Raw genomic sequence first — 20702 nt, 5'->3', positions numbered from 1 at the left:
GGCACCCGCGGCCGGAAAGCAGGCTTGGCACGCCGGTTGCGGTCGGACAGGGCAACCGGTTGCGAGCCATGGAGAAGCCTGATCAAGAATCCTTTCCCGCCCGCCAGGCCTGGTTCACAAGACGTAGCGTGCGCACCGATGAACAGCCCCGTGTCGTCGTCGTGGATGACAATGCGGCCGCTGCGGACGCAGTATGTGTCGCGCTCGGCCTGGCGGGTTACCAGACGTGCGCCGCATACAGCGCCGCACACGCCGTCGCCGAGTGCGAGCGGGCAAACGCCCACGTCGTCCTGCTCGACATCAACATGCCCCAGGTAGACGGTCACCAGACGGCCGGGATGCTACGCTCGCGCGCAGCGACGCGGGAGATCATCATCGTCGCGTATACGGCGCTTCCACTGGAAAGCGTCGCAGCACGGATCATGCCCGGCTCCTTTGACGGCTATTGTCGCAAGGGAGCCGCGATTGCGGAGCTTGTCACCTGGCTGGCCAGCTGCTTCGAGGTGTAGTCGGGTCGAGGCGAACCGGCGCCAGCGGCCATGGCCACTGGCCGCCGGGACGGTGTCATCCCTCGTACCGGTCTGCGGGAACGGACATCACCAGTTCCAGAAGCTGCTGTGGCTGCAGCGGCTTGACAAAATAATGGTCGAAGCCCGCGGCGGTGCTGCGTGTACGGTCCGCTTCCTGCCCGTACCCGGTTAGCGCGGCATAGATGCGCGGCCGGCCACCAGGCAACGAACGCAGGCTTCTGCACAGTTCATAGCCATCCATGCCAGGAAGGCCGATGTCGAGGACGACGATATCGGGATCGAACGACGGCGCCGCCTTCAGGGCGGCCGCTGGATCGTGCAGTGCCTCCACGACGTGCCCGCGGCTGCGCAGCCATTCAGCGAGCGCGAGAGCATTGTCCACGCTGTCATCGACTACCAGAACCCGCCGTGGCACATCCGCCGGATTGGCGGCCCCGCACACCACGCCGCGGAGCTTATGTAATTGCCTGATGACCGGCCTCGCATTCCCACGTGGTAATTCCACAACAAACTCGCTCCCGCGTCCGCGCCCGTCACTTTGGGCATGGACCCGGCCGCCGTGCAGTTCGACGAGATTCTTTACCAGTGCGAGCCCAAGCCCTAGCCCACCGGCACCGCGTCCGTCCTCCGGCTTGCCGCGATAGAACGTATCAAAGATACGCCCGAGGGTCTCGGGAGTCATGCCGATCCCGTTGTCGCGCACCCGGATGGTTATCCACCCGCCTTCGCTGCGGGCGAGCACCCGTATGTCGCCGCCCGGGGCATCGGTGTAGCGCGCGGCATTGGTGAGCAGGTTACTGATTACCTGGGCGATGCGGGCGGGGTCCGCCTCGCAGGCAATGTCGCCAGCGACCTGCACGTCCAGCCTGTGGCCGCGCTGCCCGAGAAGTGGGCCTGCCATTTCGACAGCCCTGTCGATTGCCTCGCGAATGCTGACCGTTTCCTTCTTCAGTACGAGGTCGCCGCGGGCAATCCGGGAGACGTCGAGGAGATCATCAACGAGACGCTCGAGGTGCCCGACCTGTCGCCGGATGATCGACTGCTCGCGGGACGTGCCCTGCGCGCCATGCAGCTGCATCAGTTCCAGCGCGGTGACAATCGGTGCGAGCGGATTGCGCAGCTCGTGGCCGAGCATGGCGAGGAATTCATCTTTCGCGCGGCTCGCATTTTCCAGACCGGCAAGCAGCCGTGCACGCTCGGCGTGCAGGTTTTCCAGGCGTTCCCGCGCGAGGACGTGCTCGGTCACATCAATGGCCGTCAGCATGACGCTATCGACGGCCTGCCCACTTGCCGGACCCAGGGGGCTCATGTGCAGGGTGACGATCCGTCCCTGTTCCCCGGCGCAAGGGGTGCCGTGCCCACGGTATTCTTCGAGGACCACAGGGTTACCGTCCTTGAGGACCTGTCCAAGCCCCTCCATGACACGTGCTTCGTGCGGGTAAACGTCGACGTAACGGGAGCCGGCGAGATCGTCGCGGCCGGCCATTGCCCGAAAGGCCCGGTTGGCCAGCCAGAAGCGGTGCTCCGGACCGACGAGCAGGGCCGACGCCACCGGGGAATGCATGAGCATGTCGTCGCGCTGCCGCTCGGTACGCTGCCGCCGTAGCATTTCCGCCTCGAGGGCGCCCGCCTTCTGTCGCCAGAGCGCAGCCAGTCTGAATGCGTCCGTGGGCGGGGCGTTCGTGAACACATCGTCTGGCAGCACCCGCGTATGTGCCGCACATATGTCCTGGAAAATGGCCGTTTCGTCGTTGGTGGGAAAGAGCCGTCGAGGGTAGCCGCACATCAGCGAAAACCTGTAGTTCGCGCCCAGCGCACTCCACAGGCGTTCAAGGTGGAGCGCCGCCGCCTGACGTCCGCGTTCGCAGAGAAGACCCACCATTTCCCCAAAGGCGTGGACCGGGCCTCCGCGAGCAGCAGCCCGCGCAATGGCGGCGCCAACCGTCGAATGAAACCGTTGCTCGTCCGGCCAGTCATCGACGCTCAACGCGGCGAGTGCGGCGTCAGCGTCCATCAGGACGAGCGGACCGGGATCCGTGTCCGAGCTGTCTGAGGATTTTCCCGGAGAGACCCGGTAATGGATGCCCAGGCGGTCTTGCAGCATGGCCAGATGCGGCGCAGTCGCGATGACGACTGCGCTCCCACCGGCGCGAAGCGCCTGTTCCACGTAGTCTGCCACGCGCTGGACGAGCGGTGCATCCTCGTCGTAGAAGTGGACGAAGTGGCCGGCGTTTTCGTACGCATCCGTGGCCAGATGACCAGCAGGTTTCATTGACGGCACCCGAACAGTTTCGCTCCCAGAGGCGCGGCCGAACCGGATAACACGGGACGATGGCTCGGCCGCGCCAGTCGCCTTGACGATGGGACGGTTCAAAGTGGACCAGCGCAACCTCTTCGCAGCTGAACAGCGAAGAGTGCACGAAGCTATTTTATGCAAAATCGCGAGGGGCGCAAACGCCCGGACAGATCCGGCAGCAGTTGAGCCCGCATGAAACCAGATGCCCACCCGCGGATCGCAGTGCCCCCGGGCCAGGCGCAAGAACCCGGCCGACGTTCCGCACTCCCGCGTCGCGTTGCGGGACAGGGATTTAATCGTACAAAACGACGCGGCTCAACACCGCTAGCGAAGCGCGGAGCACGATTTCCACATTGCGGGCGCACCCGGCGGTCGCGCGGTTTGCAGCGGCGGCGGCCCGGATGCCGCCCTGTCCCGGACCGTCAGCTCGCGCACGGGACGCTCTACCGGCTCAGCGAAGGGAGCCAGGCCCTGCCGAAGCGTCCCGTTCCCGGGTGGCGCGCGAGCCCGTTGCCGAAGCAGTCATTGTGGCGCCGGCCGCCTCTTGAAAAATTCGATAAGGGAAGCTAAGTTATATTCGGCTCAGTCAGGCAGTGTGCAACATCCGCCCCGGCGCACACTGCGGGTTCGGCTGTGCTGGACAGGGTTGAAGGAAGGGGTTTGCCATGAAAAAGCAGATCTGGGCGTTTGTGGCGGTGGTAACCCTTGCTGCTTCGCCAAAAGCAGCCGTAGCGGCCAGCGAGCAAACGCTGCCACTCCCGGGCGGAGGCGGCATCGGATACTGGATGGAGCCGCGCAGCAGCGGGCCGGAAGCACGCGATGGCCTGCCGACGGCCACGCCGAGCCCGTCGGCCGTGACGTCCTGCAGGCGAGCGGCCATGGGCGACACCCACGCTGACGCAACGCGGCTGCGTGTGCATTCACCACCGCTCTTTCAGCTGAATCAACGTGTGTCTGCCACGAGTCCCGTAACCTGCCCGGGTCCGGTGGCGCGCCCTGCTCCGCAACCGGACGTTGTGTTTCCTGTCGATTGAAAGATGTATGTTGGTTGCGCGCGCAACGAACACGGCTGGACAAATTGTGCGCGATTGATGCATTGCCAATGCCAGGAATCTTTTGACCAGTGACAGCGGCCGGAGCGACGGGGGCGGTCGGCGGGGCGTGTCTGGGACGGCTTTGTGAAGAGCATCCGGCACAGTGTTACGCCCCGTTTCGACCGCCGACGCGATTCAGGTAACGAGCCGGGGACGGGGCCCGGACTCTGGCGCGTCAACACGCATTTTCATAGCGTCCTGCGCTGCCTCGCGCCCGCAGCACTGCGCGGAGGAAGTTTTGCGTCAGTTCTTCGGCGCGATGAGTTGGTGGTGGCCTCGTCGTCATGGACACCGGTCACCACCCGCCTGTCCCACGTCCCGTAGCCGAGCGCGAACTGCAGGGGCTGCGTGCCTGCTGCGAACGGCACACGGGCGAACGAATCGGCCATTCGGGGGGCAACGTCGGGATGCCAGCAATGGCTCGTGGGAGCGGTCATCGGGCGGATGGCGGCCAGCCGACGTGTTGAATCAGTCACTTCCGTAATGGTCCGAGGCCTGAGTCCATCGCGAGGCGTGTCGCCAGGCGTCGTCTTTGGTGCCCGGTTCGATTTCGCACCAGAATTCCTGGTGGCGCGCGCCCAGACGGCACGCTGCCTCGTAACGGTGAAGATGACTGGCGAGCCAGAACTGGCATCCATCGAAGAAGACCTTCATCGCTGGTCGCGCTGCACGCATGGTCCCGCAGCGCACGGCGCACATCGCCTGACGCAGCGCGGAATCGTCGATAACCTGGCCGGCGCGAATCTCGTCACCAACCGAAAGTTGCAGGAACGTGAGGAAGTCGCGCCCGAGGATTCCGGGGGGAAGCTTCGCCATGGCCGCGCAGGCACAAGGGTCACTGGTCAGCCATGAGATGGCGGATGACGAGCGCGGGGTCGGCGATGTCCAGGATCAGCCGGCGCAGGATGCGTCGGCGCATGTGTTCCTCGTCGAGAATCCAGGGCTCACCCTTCGCGCTCAGGTGGCGCGCGAGCGCGTCCCGGTTATCCTCGCCCGCTGGCAGGTCGAGCCGTACGGCCAGCAGTCCCGCCACGACGTCATCGATCTCGATGTCGAGCGGCCTTGAATCAATGCGAAGTTCGAGTTTCATGGCAGTCCCGGGAAAAAGCGGCACCGCCCCCGCGAAGACAGAAAGAGCGGTGCCGAAGGAAACGCACCGCGGGCCAGGTGAGCGGTGCACACAGCAAGACCGATGCGGTCAGTATTCCAGTTCCGGCGCACTCGCCAGCACGGGCTTTTCGTCCTTCGGTGCGTCGGCGATCGTCGCATCCGTCGTCAGGATCAGCCCGGCAATCGACGCCGCATTCTGCAGCGCCGTGCGCGTGACCTTGGTCGGATCGACCACGCCCGCTTCGACGAGGTCACCGAACTCACCGGTAGCGGCGTTGTAGCCAAAGTTGCCCTTGCCTGCGAGCACCTTCGCGATGACCACAGAAGGCTCGTCACCGGCGTTCGCGGCGATGACGCGCAGCGGCGACTCGAGCGCGCGCTGCACGATGCGGATGCCCGCGTCCTGATCGCCGTTGACGCCCTTAAGAGTGGACACCGCCTCGCGCGCGCGCAGCAGCGCAACGCCGCCGCCAGGGACGATGCCTTCCTCGACAGCCGCACGCGTGGCATGCAGCGCATCGTCGACGCGGTCCTTTTTCTCCTTCATCTCGACCTCGGTCGCTGCACCGACCCTGATGACGGCCACACCGCCTGCAAGCTTCGCCAGACGCTCCTGAAGCTTCTCGCGATCGTAGTCGACTGTCGTATCCTCGATCTGCCTGCGGAGCGACCATACGCGCTCCTGGATGCGCTTCTCGTCGCCTGCGCCGTCGATGATGATCGTGTCGTCCTTGCGGACTTCCACACGTTTCGCACGTCCGAGATCCTCGAGCGTTGCCTTCGGCAGCTGCTTGCCGGTCTCTTCAGAGATGACCGTTGCGCCAGTGAGGATGGCGATGTCCTCGAGCATGGCCTTGCGGCGGTCGCCGAACCCTGGTGCCTTGACGGCCGCGACCTTCAGGATGCCTCGCATCGCGTTGACCACGAGCGTGGCCAGTGCTTCGCCATCGATGTCTTCCGAGACGATCAGCAGGGGCTTGCCGGCCTTTGAGGTCGCTTCGAGAACCGGCAGCAGATCCCGGATATTCGAGATCTTTTTGTCGTGCAGCAGGATCAGCGTGTCGTCGAGATACGCTGCCTGCTTTTCTGGATCGTTGATGAAGTAGGGGCTCACGTAACCGCGGTCGAACTGCATCCCTTCGACCACATCGAGCCCGTTCTCGAGCGACTTGCCGTCCTCGACGGTGATGACGCCTTCCTTGCCGACACGCTCCATCGCATCGGCGATGATCTTGCCGATCGCTTCGTCGGAATTGGCCGAGATCGATCCGACCTGGGCGATTTCGCGGTTGGTCGAAATCGGCCTGGAGAGCTTGCGCAGCTCGTCGAGCACGGCGGCCACGGCCCTGTCGATCCCGCGCTTCAGATCCATCGGATTCATGCCCGCGGCGACGTGCTTCATACCCTCCTGCACGATCGCCTGCGCGAGCACGGTGGCCGTGGTGGTGCCATCGCCGGCCACATCGGCGGTCTTTGACGCGACCTGCTTGACTACCTGCGCGCCCATGTTCTCGAAGCGGTCCTTCAGTTCGATTTCCTTCGCGACCGACACGCCATCCTTGGTGATGGTCGGCGCGCCGAAACTGCGCTCGATCAGCACATTACGGCCCTTGGGCCCAAGCGTGACCTTGACGGCATCGGCCAGCACGTTCACGCCGTTGACGATACGGGCGCGGGCGCTGTCGTGGAACCTGACGTCTTTTGCACTCATGTTGTTGCTCCGGGTAAAGTCGTTGACTCAACACGTCGCGAACGACCGGGCGGGTGTCCGCGACCGGTCGAAAGATCAGGCGGCCTTGCGGGCTGCACCCGCGTCGGCCTCGAGGACGCCCATGACGTCCTCTTCGCGCATGACGAGCAGTTCCTCGCCATTGACCTTGACGGTCTGGCCTGCGTATTTGCCGAAGAGCACCTGGTCACCGACTTGCAGCTGGAGCGCGCGCAGCGTTCCGTCCTGCAGCGGCCGGCCGCTGCCGACCGCAACGACTTCGCCCTGTTCTGGTTTTTCTGCCGCTGAATCGGGAATCACGATGCCCGAGGCCGTCGTCCGCTGCGTCTCGATTCGCTTGACGATAATCCGGTCGTAGAGGGGACGAATCTGCATTTCCATCTCCTGAGCGATTAAAGGATCACCAATAAAGGGAATCCGGCTGCGGGTATCGGGGAACGTGATTCGCCTCCGTGCAGCCGTGCCATGTCTGGCGGAAAGCGAAATAGAGGCGGCCATCTCGCTCTTCAAGGGCGCGTGATGATGTCTCTTTGTAACAAATTGTTTCAGCGCCGCAGCAGGATGCGATGGACCGCGCCAAGGCGATAGACCGTTCGGCCGCGCCCCTCGGGTCGGCGGGGCCGGGGCGACACGGGACAGGGCGGCCGGCGTCCGCCATCGACGTCAAGGGTGTCGTCCGGCTCGTTGAGCGTGCCCCACAGGCCGCCCTTGACGGGGCGGAACAGCCAGCGCATGTAGCCCCGACGCGCGGCAAGCTGCATCAGCTCGCCGCGATCGGTCTCGTCATCGAGAAGTTGCGGGTCGCGGGCCATGTCCTCTCCGTAGTCGCCGAACGCCTGCCGGCACGCGAGCGCCTCGGCAGCGCTTGCGCCGGTCACATTGCAGCCGCGCTGCTCGACGCGCTCGACATCCCATGCACCGGATTGCCAGGCGGCATCCAGAAGGATGGCGTCCACGGTCTCGAAGCTCTGCCAAGCCGCATCGAGCCGGACGGCCGAGCCCGGGACCGGTCGTGGCGGGATCTCGATGCCGGGCAGGACAAGCTGTGTCGCGCGCCGGAATGCGTGCCAGTGGAGTATCGCGAGAAGCGGCGTATTCACCTGCGCCGCCGTGAGCGTGACAGCAAAGAGCGGCAGGCGCACGCTGTCGATCTGTTCCTGAAGCGTATCGAAAAGAACCATAAGACTCCCCGAAAGACATGTTGCAGGGCCCCTTGAAATTTCCGTTCCTTGCGCTATTTTATTCATCGCTCAGGCAGTCGCGATTAGCGCTGCGTGTTTCGATTTGTTTGTCGGCGGGGCTATCCCACAGGCAGGCGGACTGGAGCGCGTGGTCCGGTTCGAAGCTTCGTGAGAGGCCCCGGTTTCAGGGAGCCAGTCATGAGCGATCTCTTTTTCAGCACCGATCTGCTGGGCGAATTCGACCGCCTGCAACGGCAGATGGCCAGCGTCTTCGCGGGATTTCCCGCGAGCCTGCGCGCCATGCGCAGCGAAACCTTTCCGCCCATCAACATAGGCAGTACTGACGACAGCGTCGAGATCGTCGCGTTCGCGCCGGGTCTGGATCCGGCATCGATCGATGTCTCGATCGACAAGGGACTGCTGACGATCAGTGGCGAACGCACGCCCCCGGAGACCGAAGTCGGGGACGAGGCGCGCGTCTATGCCAGGGAGCGTTTCATGGGCGCATTCCGGCGGGTGATCGAGCTGCCCCAGCACGCGGATCCTGACAAGGTTAGCGCGCGCTACGTGAACGGTTGCCTGACGGTCAGCGTTGGACGTTCCGAGGCCTCGAAGCCACGTGCCATCACTGTCCAGTAAGCCACCCGATACACAGGATCACGGAGGACATCATGAACGACAGCACTGAACTGGCCGCCCGTCGCGCGGGAACGGACGTTGCCTCGCGGGAGGGTGCCGAAGCAGCGAAGCAGCTCACCCGGATCGCGCCTGCAGTCGATGTATTCGAGGACAGTCGCGGCATCACGCTGTATGCCGACCTGCCAGGCGTGCCGCGCGAGAAGCTCGACGTGCGTGTGCAGGACGGCAGTCTGAACATCGAAGCGGAGGCGGTGATTCCTACGCCATCCGGGCTGCGCCTGCAGCACGCAGAAGTGCGCCATCCGCACTTCTGGCGCGCCTTCACGCTCAGCCCGGACTTTGACGTGTCGCGCATCGACGCACAGCTGCGCGATGGCGTCCTGAAGCTCACCATTCCCCGCCGGGAGGAGGCGAAGCCGCGGCGCATTGAGGTGAGCGCTGGCTAGACGGATGCGCACGAACGGCTCAAACCATGCGGCGCGGGCCGCCGGGCCTGCGCCGCCTCACCGGCCACGTGGAGGCACCCATGGAGAACACAGCAAGCAAAAGCTGGAAGGGTTTCACGATCGAGACCCGCGCATTTCCCGTATGGCACTGCGCGCTGCCCGGGAGCGTCCCGGACAGTTACATGGCCCTGGTCCGCATCCGGCGCGGCGAGCATGTGATCGCGAAGTGGCACCTGCCGCGCTACGCCCAGCACTGGGCAAGCGCGGACGAGGCGCACCGGCAAACGACGGAGTATGCGATACGCGCCATCAATTCGGGCTGTTTCGCAGGCACGGTACCGCCGGGGCTGGTCGCCTGAAGGTGCGTCGCTGCATCGCGGCGCGGCCCAAATGCGCTGTGCACCATGTGGCGTTTTTCTTCACCGCGCCCCTCCTTTAGTTTGAGGTCTTTCGGGAGACGGAAATGCTCAGTCCACACGAATTTGCGACCCTGATGCTCGTTCGCCAGGCGCCGGACCAGCTCGACATGAACCGCGCCGAGCTCGACGCGCTGCTGGAGCGCCAGCTGGTCATGCTCGAACATTGTGCTGCCGGCGCACGACGCGCGTATCTGACCGGCAAAGGAGAGACGTTCCTCCAGGCGCTTCACCCTGACGCCTCGCCGCGCCGGAGGCCAAAGGCCGCGACAGGCGGCGCTGACGAATCGGAGGCGCCGCCTCCGCGATCAGGCGAGCGCACGACGGATATGGAGGTGGATTCGCGCGGCTAAACGTGTCGCCGGCTGCGGCTTGCAATTGCAGCCGCAGCAGCACACGGGCACGAGGTTGCAGGGCGATCCAGCGAACTCTCGCCATGGTAGTTTTGCCGCGCGTTGACGGCGGCCCGGCGCGCCCGCGCGCTGCACGGACTGGCTGCGAGCCGGCGTCGCCGCGCCCGCGGATGGCGCGGCCCTGAAGGAGCGACATATGCATATGGCAAACGTCATGGAGTATCACGGCTGTGAGGTTCGGCCGGTCGTGACCAGGACTGGCCAGGGCCGCTACGCGGCAGCGGCCATCGTCACCGGCCGGGACGGCGAAGCCTGAACGCTCGGGGTTGACGCAGACTTCGCCAACAGCGACGAGGCGTGCGATGAAGCCCTGGAGGCCGCCGTCGCCTGGATCCAGCAACGTTCCGTTGGTTCATGGCGGTATGTTCGATGGAGCTAGCCCACCGGCCCCGAGAGTTCGTCTGTTTGTGAAGCGGGAACTGGGCGGTGCTGCCCACGGCGCGACCGGTCGTGTTCCGGTGCAGTCTGGCTGGCTCAAACGTGTTGCAGGGGAGAAGGGATGAGAGGGACGCGAGTTATGGATCCGTCTGAAGACGCGCTCTATCAACGCGTCCGGCTGATGCTTTTTAGCGCTGACCTGCCGGTACAGCGTCTGCAAGCCGACGTTGAAGACATCGGACGTTTCACTGCTCCGGACGTGCGCTCCCCGCACCTGCGCCTCGTTGAGGCGATGCCAGTGCTTACGCCGGCTGCCGAGGCGATTGTGCGTGCCATGATCCGTGTGTACGGCCACGAGCTTTTTGGTCCGGGCAGCGCCAGTTCGGGCCTTCGTGCGCTGTTAAAGGCCGGACCCGTAAAATTCGCACAGACGGCCTTGCTGCTTGGGCCTGACGCTCCGGTGCCGGAGCGCGCCCGTCCGCTCGTCGCGGAGTTCAACCGCATATTCGAGCGTCATCCCGGGAGCGGATTCGCCGAAGCCCGACGCCTGCTCTCGGCGATTGGCCTGCCAGTTGGCTGCGACGAGCCTCCCCAGACCAGTCGCTAGCGCGTCCAGAACGGGGCAAATCTGGACGAACGAGCCGCGCCGGACACTACGCCGCCCGGTCAAGTTTATGCCGCACAGGCCGTGCCGTTCAGACTATCGCGCGCGCGACACGAAAAACGGCCGCCATGTCGGCAGGGTGCAGCGGCCCCGAAGGTTGCAACCACCATGAAAAGCCGGGCAGGCGCTGGCCGTCCACTTTCCCGTGGATCGCCGGCGGCCACCGCATGGATCCTGTCGCTGACCGGCTCGCCCATCGGCTGCACCGTCAAACAGGGAATGAAAAAAGCCCGTCACATTCTCGGGAATGCGGCGGGCACAAGATCCGGGAGCCGTTGCGAAAACTCCCGAGGGCGGGGTGAGCGCGACTACCGCGGACCCGCTTCGAACCTTGGCAGGCGCGTTGCGGGGTGTCTTTACGGCCTGTGTCCGGGTGAAAGGCTGCCGGCATGATCTCCATCGGGCGGTCCGACGCGGTCCGTTTTCTTCATGGGTCGCAGGCTGGCGTCAAGGTGTCCTGATGACGCTCGTGTCATGAGCGGTACGCACGCAAAACGTATTCTTGATTCGAGCGGGCGATCTGCGCGAGGCCGGAACGACGATGCGCGTCGATCTGCACGACTCCGGATTGAAGGCTTCACGCCTGCGAGAAGACCGCGTCGCCTTGACCGGGACCGTCGCAGGCCAGCAATGGACGACACTGCGCAGCACGTACGGAGATACTGATGCGCATGCAGGTCAAAACCGGCCCGGCGTGGACCACCCGGATTCGTGGCGCCGTGATCCGGTCCAAAGGTCGGTCATGCGGTAGTGTGCCGGGAAACCGGCGCTTCGCCATGCCGGCGCGGGGCTTCGCCCCACGAGGCCAGGATGGGCCTTCAGGAACGGCAGGCCGAATGTGGGCCCGACTGGATTCGAACCAGTGACCAACGGATTAAAAGTCCGCTGCTCTACCAGCTGAGCTAACGGCCCCGCTCACCCGAAGCGGTGCGACCGGCTTTGTTTGGCGGCTTGTCCTAGCCGATATCAATCGGGCGACTCGCTGAGCGTGCGGGCTCCGTTTTCGGTACGGTCAATGTGAGCACGCCGTTATCAAATTTTGCGAGGGCGTGATCGGGATCGGCGTTCTCCGGCATCGGGATCGTGCGCATGAAGCTCCCATGGGCGCGCTCCAGCCGGTAGCAGCCGTTTTCCTCGCTGCGCACATCCTGCCTTTTTTCGCCGCGCAGCACGAGCGCCCCGTCCTCAACGCTCACGTTCACGTCTTCGCGCTCCATGCCGGGCAGCTCGGCGGTGATGCGCAGTACCTTCCCTTCGTCGACAACGTCGATGCGGGGCTGGAAGCGCGATGAACTGAAGTCGCCAAACCATCGTTCAAGCACGCCCCGACCCGCAAACGGGTCATGAAAAAACTCCTCGACGGCGCGCCACTGGTCCCGAGAGAACAGCCGCGGAATATCGGGCCATGAAGCCCGCCATTGATCGCCCGCCGGCTGACTTTCCGGGCCGTCCGCGTCGGACTTGCGTGCTGCCCCGCGAAGGAACTTGAAGGGATTCCACTTTTTGCGGTCGGTGTTCATCGCATCCTCCTCCAGGATAAGCCACGAACGATCAGCTCTCAGGCGCCGATGCCGAGATCCTTTCCTTGCAAATCCGCCGTGCCTGAATATGCCGCTTTCTGCGGTCAGATGAAGTGCCCGAAACATGTAGCGCGCGGAGATTGCAGCGGCGATCCCTGGGCGAAATTCAAGATAGGTCGCCGAGAGCAAATTTCAAGGGGTCTGCGCGTTTCGGGCGGTTTCAACGGCCTGTGCTTATGTCCGGGTCGACGGGTCCCTTTAGAGCGCGGGACCGCGTCGTTAAATTCAATTTATCAGTTGCCAGGCAATGGCAGCGCACGTGTAGCCGTTGCGCCGCAATCGTGAGGAAGTTCCGGAACCCGGCGAGATGCCCGACGTGCCCAGTCTCATAGACGACGCAGTTCGACTTCTCCATATTTTGGCGTTTCGCGGTCTTGCTGAGCGGACGCGCGTTGGTCCTTTGCCGGAGGATCTCCCGAATGCTGCTGCATTCCGTCTGCGGGTCGTGAGTTGGACGCAGGCGTGCGGGCAGTTTCGGACCACCCGCACGCGCGCGATGCCACGCTCGCCTTACTCGCGGTCCTCCTCGCGATCATCGGCGGCATCCTTCGCGGCGTCCTTCAGGTCGCCTGCCTTCTTCTGTGCTTCACCCGCCCCCTGCTGGACGTCGCCCTTAAGTTCCTGGGACTTGTTTCCGGTGACTTTTCCAGCGACTTCATTTGCCTTGCCTTTGAGCTTTTCAGCTTCGCCTTTCACGTGGTCCTTGTTCATGACACCTCTCCCGATATGTTCGCGCCGGACGCGCGCATCCCTTCCGCAACGGTCGTGCCTGATATCACCGGCAGGAGGGGCCAGTCAGGCAGCCGCGGCCCACCCGGGTGCGTTCGTGTCGGGAGGCATACGGCTTGCGGCTGTTCCGGTGTCCATCGGTCCTCCCTCGAGCCTCCGGAGCCATGCGATGAAAGGACGCTCCCAGCCTGTTCGCGCGCGCAGCCGCTCGAGCCTTCGCGTTTGCTGGGCCGTCGCATCGGAAGCAGTCAACCGTTTCGGCCGGGACCGCTGTTCGACTCTCGCGGCAAGCATCGGATTCTTTTCGGCTTTTTCGCTCGCCCCCACCTTGATTATTGCGCTCGCCATTGCGGGCCGGGTTTTCGGTGCGGACGCTGCCCGCGGCAGACTGTTTGCCCAGATCCACGACATCATGGGAAATGACGCGGCGGCGGCCATGCAGGCGATCGTCGCGCACGCCTCTCGCGGTCATCGCACAAGTGGTCCAGACCGCGTTGGCGTTCGCCGTTCTGGCTGCTGCCTTTGCTGCGCTTATGAAATTCATGCCCGATGCGAGGGTGCCGCTGAAGCATGCGATATGGGGCGGCCTGGTGGCGGCACTGTTGTTCTCAGCCGGCCGCCATATCTTTGGGCTGTATCTCGCACACGCGGGGACCGCCAACGAATTCGGGGCTGCCGGCTCACTCGCGGTGCTGATGATGTGGCTGTATTTTTCGGCCGCCACCTTCCTGCTGGGAGCTGAGGTGGCAGCGTCGATCGGGCGTGCCGGCGGGAAGGCTGCGGTGAGGCGAGAGGGTCGAAGGCCCCCGACGGGGCCGCATGCGTAGATTTCGCGCGTCATGTGCGGTCGATCAGTTCCCGGCATGCGGGGTTATTTCTCGGCGCCCTTTGCCATTTCTGAGCGGATTCAGGCGCTTCAGCGCACGATCTATCGCGGTGACCCGCCTTGCGACGAGCGTTCGTTCGGGCACACTACCAGCGCTTTTCACCTGTTCGCATCTCGCGGGATGCGGTCGGGAGACGGGCGCAACAGACGTGCCAGTGCTCATCTGCGCCGTGGCCGGAGGAACGCCATTTGCGGAGCTGTCCTTACTAGTGCAACGGAGGTCGAGATGGGGAAGACAGTGAGTGAGCAAAAGAGCGCGGCCGGCGTATCTGATCGCACGATTGATGATGCTGTAGAGGCGTCATTTCCAGCGAGTGATCCGCCGGCGCTTGGCGGAGCGACGAGGATCGATGAACCGCCTGCGGACAGTGACCGGGAGGCGCGCATCCGGCGTCGCGCATACGAGTTGTGGGAGGAAGCGGGATGTCCGGACGACCACACCGACGAGTACTGGTATAGGGCGGAGGCGGAGATTTCAGAAGCCGGCCCGTCCGGCCCGACGGAGCCTGGTCCGACGTAGGCACGCCGTGCCGCACGCGGTCGTCGTGCGTCTTGTTTGCCGCACCTCATCCTGCGTCTCAGCTTCGCTGCCAACGCCTGCCATCTGGCTCGCGTCCTGTCGACGAGAGGCTGCGCAGGTGGGGGGCACCGGGGGTGGGACAGTCGCTAAGGATACTTGTTTACACATCGGCCCGGTTTGCATCGGCCGCGTAGCCCTTGCGGGATCTCGCTGTATTTTCAGGTCAATTTCAAGGTCTATTGCAACGGAGGCAAACGTGAAGACAATCAAGGTGCAAGTCTTCGCAACGCTGGCGTGTCCGGCTCTGTCCGGCGGCGCGTTCGCGCGGGCGGCGGGCGGTGGGGCTGGAGGCGGCGGTGCCGGCGGCACGGGTATGAGCACACCGAACTCGCACGGATGCACCGCAACGACCTCGAATGCCAGGGGCGCAAACACCATGGGCGAGTCAGGAGCGTCTTCAACAACGCAGCGGCATCGCAAGGCGACGCACCCGGCAGCGGCTTCGTCAGTGCGCGCTCGCCTCGGGGCCTGGGGCGGGCCCATTTTTCGAAAGAGGTACGGCCTGTCTCGCAGGGGGACTGGAAGCGCGCGGACGGCGGGGATCTTGCCCGGCGCCCACAACCGGATCGGTCCGGCCGGGTGGACTCGGGCTGTTCACGACGGATGCGAGGTTGAGGGCACGTGAACCGGCCGTATAGGCGCAGAGGAACGGGGTGGCATTTGAGCAAGACCAGCAATCCGCGTGGGCGCGCCTTTCGCTTCGTTGCGTCGCATCCGGTCCGATTCGTGTTCCTGGTGTGCAGGGCGTTCCGGAGCAATGAGGGCCTGCTGCTTGCAGGCGCGATCGCGTACTATGCGTTGCTGTCGATCGTCCCACTCCTGATACTGGCAGCTATCGCATTGAGCCATTTCGTCGGGGAACAACTGCTGCTGGATACGCTCGCGCACCTGCTCGAATGGCTGATCCCCGGGCTGTCTGCAGCGATCGTGGCCGAGCTTGCAAATTTCCTTGCGCATCGCGCCGTAGTTGGCTGGTTTCTCGTTGTCACGATGGTGTTTTTCAGTTCGCTCGCGTTCACCGTGCTCGAGAATGCACTGTCAATCATCTTCGTCCATCGGGTCGCGATCCGGCGCAGACACTTCCTCCTGTCGGCGATCGTGCCGTACCTGTTCAGCCTCTCCCTTGGTATCGGCGTGCTGCTGGTGACGCTCGTGTCAAGCGGACTGCAGGCAGTAGCCAGCGACAGCATCGTGCTGTTCGGCCATGCTCTGTCGCTGACTGGTGCGACTCGCGTGGTACTGTATTTATGCGGATTCGCCGGCGAAATTCTCGTCTTGACGGCGATTTATCTAGTCATACCGGCGGGACGCACGACGCTGCGTCACGCCCTCCTTGGCGCAGTCGCTGCCGGTGTGCTATGGGAGATAACGCGGCGTGTACTGGTGTGGTATTTTGCGACGCTCTCTCAGGTAAGCGTCGTCTACGGGTCACTGACAACGGCGATCGTCGTGCTTTTCAGCCTTGAAGCGCTGGCTACGCTCATGCTGTTCGGGGCGCAGCTCATCGCGGAATACGAGCGCCTCGAGATGCACGGTGGCGATCCGGCACCGCAGCCTGTTGACACTGGTTGAAACCGGGCGCACAGCACCGCACGAAGCGCTGTGAGGCTTCGGCGGTCGTCCGCGGTGGCTGGCTTCTCGAACCACCGTTCAACCTTACGGCGCGAAACATTCGACAGGACGCTGCCCTCCATAACCTCATCAACCCCTAGGGCATGGACGAACTGCCCCGCGCTCCTGGTCGGCTTGCACGCCGCCGCCACGGGAGCGGAGTCGCGCGGGTTCGATCCCACTTTCGACTTGACCCATTCGCAGCTTTTGTCCCGCGCAAACGGCACGCGCTTCGACCCGCATGACCCGCGGAGCGCTCATCACGCAGCCCACACTTCACATTGCAAAGGTGTCCCGTCTTCCAGCCGTGCCGGGTTGCTCGCCGGTCACGAACCATACACCGGGAACAAACAATGCGCTGCTGCGCATTTTCCCGCACGACACAAGGAGTCACAGCATCGCACCCAGGGACCCCAAAGCTCACGGTGCGAGTACAGCGAACCTGACTACTCCCACCGATCGTGGAGCGGAGGCTCGCAACGCTGTTTCCGACGGGCTCACGCATCTGCTGGCCGATGTCTTTGCGCTATTCGTCAAGACCAGGAACTTTCACTGGCACGTGAGCGGACCGCACTTCCGCGACTGTCATCTGCTTCCCGACGACAAGGCCGCACTGGTCTTTGCGGTGGTCGATCCCGTGGCATGGCGGGCGCGCAAGCTTGGCGGACCAACGCTGCGGTCGGTCAGATTGCGTCACTCAAGCGCCTTTCCGACAACGACGCTGCGTTTGTGGCGCCGGAGGCGATGCTCGACGAACTGCATCACGACAATGAGTCGCTGGTCAGATTCATGCGCGAACTCCATCATGTCTGCGACGACAAGGAAGATGTGGCGACGGCGAGCCTGATCGTCAACTGGATCGATCAGACCGAGGAGCGTGTCTGGTTCCTTTTCGAGACGACTCATGCTCGCTGACGCCCAATAGCCTGCCGCCGCTGCGCGACGCCTGCCAGCAGGCCCGTGTCGCGCAGCACTGATCCTGGCCTGGAGCGCCATCACTCAACGCTCCCTCCCATGCGCCATCGTTCGCAGCCGTGTCCCACCACCGCTGCAGTCGCCTGCGGGCCCGGGCGTTCCTTTCTTCCTCGCGTGGCACGTGAGATGCGGAATCGTAAGCGGGGCACAGTACTTCTGGCACGGTGGGCGCATCGCGAGAGGGTGGTCGAGGGAAAACCGGCGAACGGGCGCTGCCACGACGGGACGCGTCGGGGTTGACGCTCCTGAAAGAGGTAGGGAGAGCTTTGTGGCGAACGTCCTGCTGGTTGATGATGAACCGGAAAATGCGTGCTCCCTCGCGTTGGCGCTCGAGCACAGCGGCCACCGTGTGCACATCACTGGCGACGCGCGGGCTGCCATTGATTTCATGCGGCGAGAAAGCATCGAATGTCTTATTACTGACTACCAGATGCCAGACATTGACGGCGTGCAATTGTGTCTGATGATCCGGGCCTGTCCTCGCCTCGCCGGAACGCCGGTGTTGATGCTCTCGGGTGCGCCAGAACCTGTGGAATCCGAATGGTGTTGTTCCCAGTTTTTTCGAAGCCGGTATGCATTGAAGAAGTCATCGAGGCTGTTGACGCTCATGTCGCAGCGCGGCTCACGGCTGGACTGCGCGCAGGGACATGCAGGGTTTCACTTCGCGCTGCAATGCGATGTGGGGCACCCGCCGCCTCACGATGGGCTCCGGTGAGATCCGCCTGCTGGCCTTGACCACAAGCGTGGATCGCCAGGTGCGCCCCAGACACGGCTCGCGCATACTGCTCGTTTTGTGGCGTGGCACACGGCATGCGCTGTAGTCCGCGCAACTCTTAACCGAAAGGAGCGCAACATGACTATCCTCCATCCCCAAACGGGCGGTACTGGCGCACAGATTGCCGGCGGGGGAGTCGGCGAAGGCCCCGGCCCCGAAGTCATGGCCGCGGCCACGCTTGACGGCAACAAGGTGATTTCCGCCGATGGCGAACATGTCGGCAAGATTTCCGACATCATGCTTGACGTGCGTAGCGGTCGCGTCGCATACGCTGTTCTGTCCGAGGGTGGATTTCTCGGCATGGGCAATACGCTTCATGCGATTCCATGGAATGCACTGACACTTGACACCAACGAGAAGTGTTTTCGCGTCGACATTCAGGCACAGCGTATCAAGGACGACCCTGGATTTGATAAGGATCACTGGCCATCGATGGCCGATCCGACATGGGGCACGCAGCTGCATGATTACTACAACTGCCGTCCGTACTGGTGGGCAGCCGGCGAACTTCCGGGACGTGATCCCGGTGTGAATAACCCGGTGGACGTGTGATGCCATTCAGGTCTTATGGACGTCACAGTGTTTCCAGGAGGATCGCCGCGCACCTTCAGTGAAACACTGTCTGAGCGGCAAGTTGGGCATCGGCTTGCTTCGGCCGATGCCCGTTTGTCCTGGCGGTCGTTACTGACTCCGCGGGTCGGTCGCGCGGCACGCTTTCTGCTCTGCCGGTGGCGCCTGGTGCATGTCCGGCCCGGGCCTTCGACCTGAGAGAAGAGGCTTCATGGGAGAGATGGATCTACGCGCGGATTTCGCGACGGCGCGCGGCACCCAACAGCCGTACGGGCGCGCGCGGCGCAGTTTCACGGGCTGCGATCCTCGCAGGCGCGGTCGCCATGGCCGCCTTTTCTCTCATCCTGCTCTCACCCGGCACGCGGCCCGGATTTTCGTCTCTCTCGCCGTGGCCTGGAAGCGGCGTGCATGCGAAGACCTTTGGGCTTGCAGCCGTTATCGTTATTTTCACGTTGCAGCCTGCACGAAGACAATCGCGCGGGGCAGTCGTCGTCACGCGCAACGCCGTCGGTTGGCATGGTCACCACAGGTCGCATGGTCGCCGCATTCGCCACCAATCTCATCACGAACGGACGCCGCGCGGGGGTGTTCGACCGCCGCATCGCCGCGGCTCAGGCAGTCTGGCACGGCGCCAGCGCGGCGGTGGTCACCTGAGCCTGGGACGCGCCCTCTGAGTGTGATGTCGTCATCAGCATGGTGCCGCACGACGACATCGCGCGCGAAGCGGGGCGAAGGACTTTCGCACGTGCGGGCAACCACGCGATGCACGATTCGATGAGCGCGATCCGTCCGAATAACGCACGCGAACTGGCAGACCTGCACAGTTCGCCTGGCCAGGGATCCCTGTCGGCGCCCGTGCTCGGCAATCCGGATCCTGCTGCCGCGCGCAAGCTTTCTATCCGTGTCTGGAGTCTGAGCTCCCTCGTGCCCGTGCCCGCAGGCACAAGCCACGGTAGCGCGCGTCCACGTCGGTACGGACAAAGGACCTAGATAAGTGGCGTGCCACCCGTCACGGCGACAGTTGCACCGGATATGTAGCTTGCCTCCTGCGACGCGAGCAGCACGTACGCGCCGGCCAGCTCGGCTGGCTGTCCCGGACGGCCCATGGGCGTCGCCTTGCCGAACTCGCGCACGGTCTCTGCACGCATGGTCGAAGGGATCAACGGCGTCCAGATCGGCCCGGGCGCGACACAGTTCACGCGTATGCCACGCTGCGCCACCAGCTGGGCGAGCCCGCCCGTAAAGTTCTGGATCGCGCCCTTGGTGGCTGCGTAGGCGAGGAGGGTGGGATTGGGCTTGTCTGCGTTGATGGACGCCGTGTTGATGATTGCGCCGCCGGGCCGCATCACGGCAATGGCTTCGCGTGAAATGCGGAACATGGCGCCGATGTTCGTATCGAAGGTGCGGTCCCACTCCTCGTCGCTGATCGCACCGATCGATTCGTAGGTCATCTGGTATGCCGCGTTGTTCACGAGCACGTCGAGCTTGCCCAGTTCCTCGACGGCCTTGCTTACGAGTTCACGGCACCAGCGGCGATCGCGGATGTCGCCGGGTAGCAGCAGGACGCGGCGGCCGGCGTCCTCCACCCAGCGCGCGGTTTCCTGCGCATCCTCGTGTTCGTCATAGTATGCAATGGCGAGGTCGGCACCTTCCCGCGCGAACGCGATGCAGACCGCCCGGCCAATTCCACTGTCACCGCCCGTCACAAGGGCTACCTTGCCGGCGAGTCGCCCCGAGCCGCGATAGCTCTTCTCGCCATGGTCAGGTGGTGGGTCCATGGGTGCGGTCCGGCCAGGAGAGCGAGTACTCCTCAGGAGCCACTAACAGGTTGCAGTACGCCACCGCCCGGCTCGAAAGCTGCTCCTGTCCGCGGGGCTTCCTTCCGACGTCCATCGGGACCTGTTCTTGACGCCGCGGAATGCGGCGCATATGCGCATGGCGGCACTGTGACGAGGTCGGAAGGGCATCGCGCCGGAGCGCGAGTTAACCCGCGCCGCGCGCCCGTAAATCTCCGGATGCGAGACGCACTACCTTTCCCGGAGCCTTCGCGTGGCCCGGCGACGGCTGGCGTGGTCGCGGGAATGGTGGTTGCGCTTCCCA

The 20702-nt window shown here is 64.1% G+C and carries 20 protein-coding genes, 1 tRNA gene and 4 pseudogenes; 15 read left to right on the top strand and 10 right to left on the bottom strand.

The annotated features are described in order from the left end of the window. Positions 1-68: 68 nt before the first annotated feature. Positions 69-509 (top strand): response regulator, encoded by a 441-nt coding sequence (locus E1N52_RS34935; protein WP_133188426.1) that lies wholly within the window; start codon positions 69-71, stop codon positions 507-509. A 55-nt stretch (positions 510-564) separates the two neighbouring features. Here the strand turns inward: E1N52_RS34935 and E1N52_RS34930 are convergent, their stop codons facing one another. The 6 genes from E1N52_RS34930 to E1N52_RS34905 form a co-directional block, all read right to left on the bottom strand. Next, complete coding sequence (locus E1N52_RS34930) at positions 565-2802, bottom strand: ATP-binding protein (protein ID WP_133188424.1); 2238 nt, start codon at positions 2800-2802, stop codon at positions 565-567. A gap of 1586 nt (positions 2803-4388) precedes the next feature. Beyond that, positions 4389-4736, bottom strand: a complete 348-nt coding sequence (locus E1N52_RS34925; protein ID WP_133188422.1) for a hypothetical protein — start codon at positions 4734-4736, stop codon at positions 4389-4391. Between the two features lie 19 nt (positions 4737-4755). Then, positions 4756-5010, bottom strand: coding sequence for a hypothetical protein (locus E1N52_RS34920; RefSeq protein WP_133188420.1), 255 nt, complete (start codon positions 5008-5010; stop codon positions 4756-4758). Between the two features lie 108 nt (positions 5011-5118). Then, positions 5119-6741, bottom strand: coding sequence for a chaperonin GroEL (groL, locus tag E1N52_RS34915; protein ID WP_133188418.1), 1623 nt, complete (start codon positions 6739-6741; stop codon positions 5119-5121). Between the two features lie 75 nt (positions 6742-6816). After that, positions 6817-7134, bottom strand: a complete 318-nt coding sequence (locus tag E1N52_RS34910) for a co-chaperone GroES (protein ID WP_133188440.1) — start codon at positions 7132-7134, stop codon at positions 6817-6819. 170 nt (positions 7135-7304) lie between these two features. Next, positions 7305-7940 carry a diguanylate cyclase gene (locus E1N52_RS34905; RefSeq protein ID WP_133188416.1) on the bottom strand — a complete coding sequence of 212 codons (636 nt, stop codon included), beginning with the start codon at positions 7938-7940 and terminating at the stop codon, positions 7305-7307. Positions 7941-8138: 198 nt separating this feature from the next. Between E1N52_RS34905 and E1N52_RS34900 the strand changes: the two genes are divergently transcribed. The 6 genes and pseudogenes from E1N52_RS34900 (at position 8139) to E1N52_RS34875 (ending at position 10839) form a co-directional block, all read left to right on the top strand. Beyond that, on the top strand, positions 8139-8579 hold the full coding sequence (locus E1N52_RS34900) for an Hsp20/alpha crystallin family protein (protein WP_133188414.1): 441 nt from the start codon (positions 8139-8141) through the stop codon (positions 8577-8579). Positions 8580-8611: 32 nt separating this feature from the next. Then, positions 8612-9025, top strand: coding sequence for an Hsp20/alpha crystallin family protein (locus tag E1N52_RS34895; protein ID WP_133188412.1), 414 nt, complete (start codon positions 8612-8614; stop codon positions 9023-9025). A gap of 80 nt (positions 9026-9105) precedes the next feature. Further along, positions 9106-9384, top strand: coding sequence for a hypothetical protein (locus E1N52_RS34890; protein ID WP_133188410.1), 279 nt, complete (start codon positions 9106-9108; stop codon positions 9382-9384). 104 nt (positions 9385-9488) lie between these two features. Then, a complete protein-coding gene (locus E1N52_RS34885) occupies positions 9489-9794 on the top strand; it encodes a hypothetical protein (RefSeq protein ID WP_246089340.1) in 306 nt (101 codons plus the stop codon). 196 nt (positions 9795-9990) lie between these two features. Beyond that, positions 9991-10233 (top strand): annotated as a pseudogene (locus E1N52_RS34880) (hypothetical protein). A 138-nt stretch (positions 10234-10371) separates the two neighbouring features. Then, on the top strand, positions 10372-10839 hold the full coding sequence (locus E1N52_RS34875; protein ID WP_246089339.1) for a hypothetical protein: 468 nt from the start codon (positions 10372-10374) through the stop codon (positions 10837-10839). Between the two features lie 896 nt (positions 10840-11735). Here the strand turns inward: E1N52_RS34875 and E1N52_RS34870 are convergent. From E1N52_RS34870 to E1N52_RS34860, 3 genes are all read right to left on the bottom strand, one after another. Beyond that, positions 11736-11808: transfer RNA gene (locus tag E1N52_RS34870), tRNA-Lys, on the bottom strand. A gap of 44 nt (positions 11809-11852) precedes the next feature. Beyond that, on the bottom strand, positions 11853-12416 hold the full coding sequence (locus tag E1N52_RS34865; RefSeq protein ID WP_133188406.1) for an Hsp20/alpha crystallin family protein: 564 nt from the start codon (positions 12414-12416) through the stop codon (positions 11853-11855). 570 nt (positions 12417-12986) lie between these two features. Beyond that, a complete protein-coding gene (locus E1N52_RS34860) occupies positions 12987-13187 on the bottom strand; it encodes a CsbD family protein (RefSeq protein WP_133188404.1) in 201 nt (66 codons plus the stop codon). 187 nt (positions 13188-13374) lie between these two features. On the opposite strand from E1N52_RS34860, the pseudogene E1N52_RS34855 reads away from it, so the two are divergent. The 8 genes and pseudogenes from E1N52_RS34855 to E1N52_RS45595 all read left to right on the top strand — a co-directional run. After that, positions 13375-14032: pseudogene (locus E1N52_RS34855) on the top strand (YihY/virulence factor BrkB family protein). Between the two features lie 12 nt (positions 14033-14044). Beyond that, the gene (locus tag E1N52_RS45475) at positions 14045-14611 is read left to right on the top strand and encodes a DUF2934 domain-containing protein (RefSeq protein ID WP_342777933.1); all 567 of its coding nucleotides are present in this window, start codon (positions 14045-14047) and stop codon (positions 14609-14611) included. Positions 14612-15331: 720 nt separating this feature from the next. Further along, the gene (locus E1N52_RS34840) at positions 15332-16243 is read left to right on the top strand and encodes a YihY/virulence factor BrkB family protein (RefSeq protein ID WP_133188400.1); all 912 of its coding nucleotides are present in this window, start codon (positions 15332-15334) and stop codon (positions 16241-16243) included. A gap of 436 nt (positions 16244-16679) precedes the next feature. Further along, positions 16680-17197 (top strand): annotated as a pseudogene (locus E1N52_RS45600) (Dps family protein). Positions 17198-17525: 328 nt separating this feature from the next. Then, positions 17526-17972 (top strand): response regulator, encoded by a 447-nt coding sequence (locus tag E1N52_RS44300; protein ID WP_165979511.1) that lies wholly within the window; start codon positions 17526-17528, stop codon positions 17970-17972. A 138-nt stretch (positions 17973-18110) separates the two neighbouring features. Continuing rightward, positions 18111-18584, top strand: coding sequence for a PRC-barrel domain-containing protein (locus E1N52_RS34825; RefSeq protein WP_133188396.1), 474 nt, complete (start codon positions 18111-18113; stop codon positions 18582-18584). 534 nt (positions 18585-19118) lie between these two features. After that, a complete protein-coding gene (locus E1N52_RS44295) occupies positions 19119-19256 on the top strand; it encodes a hypothetical protein (RefSeq protein ID WP_165979510.1) in 138 nt (45 codons plus the stop codon). Between the two features lie 24 nt (positions 19257-19280). Then, positions 19281-19592 (top strand): annotated as a pseudogene (locus tag E1N52_RS45595) (hypothetical protein); the annotation flags it as partial. Here E1N52_RS45595 and E1N52_RS34815 read toward each other — a convergent pair. Beyond that, the gene (locus E1N52_RS34815; protein WP_133188392.1) at positions 19589-20380 is read right to left on the bottom strand and encodes an SDR family oxidoreductase; all 792 of its coding nucleotides are present in this window, start codon (positions 20378-20380) and stop codon (positions 19589-19591) included. The pseudogene E1N52_RS45595 and the gene E1N52_RS34815 overlap by 4 nt on opposite strands. Between the last annotated feature and the right edge of the window lie 322 nt (positions 20381-20702).

Source organism: Paraburkholderia guartelaensis, from assembly GCF_004353905.1.
GTDB classification, from domain to species: domain Bacteria; phylum Pseudomonadota; class Gammaproteobacteria; order Burkholderiales; family Burkholderiaceae; genus Paraburkholderia; species Paraburkholderia guartelaensis.
This window is presented reverse-complemented; position numbering and strand designations above follow the sequence as displayed.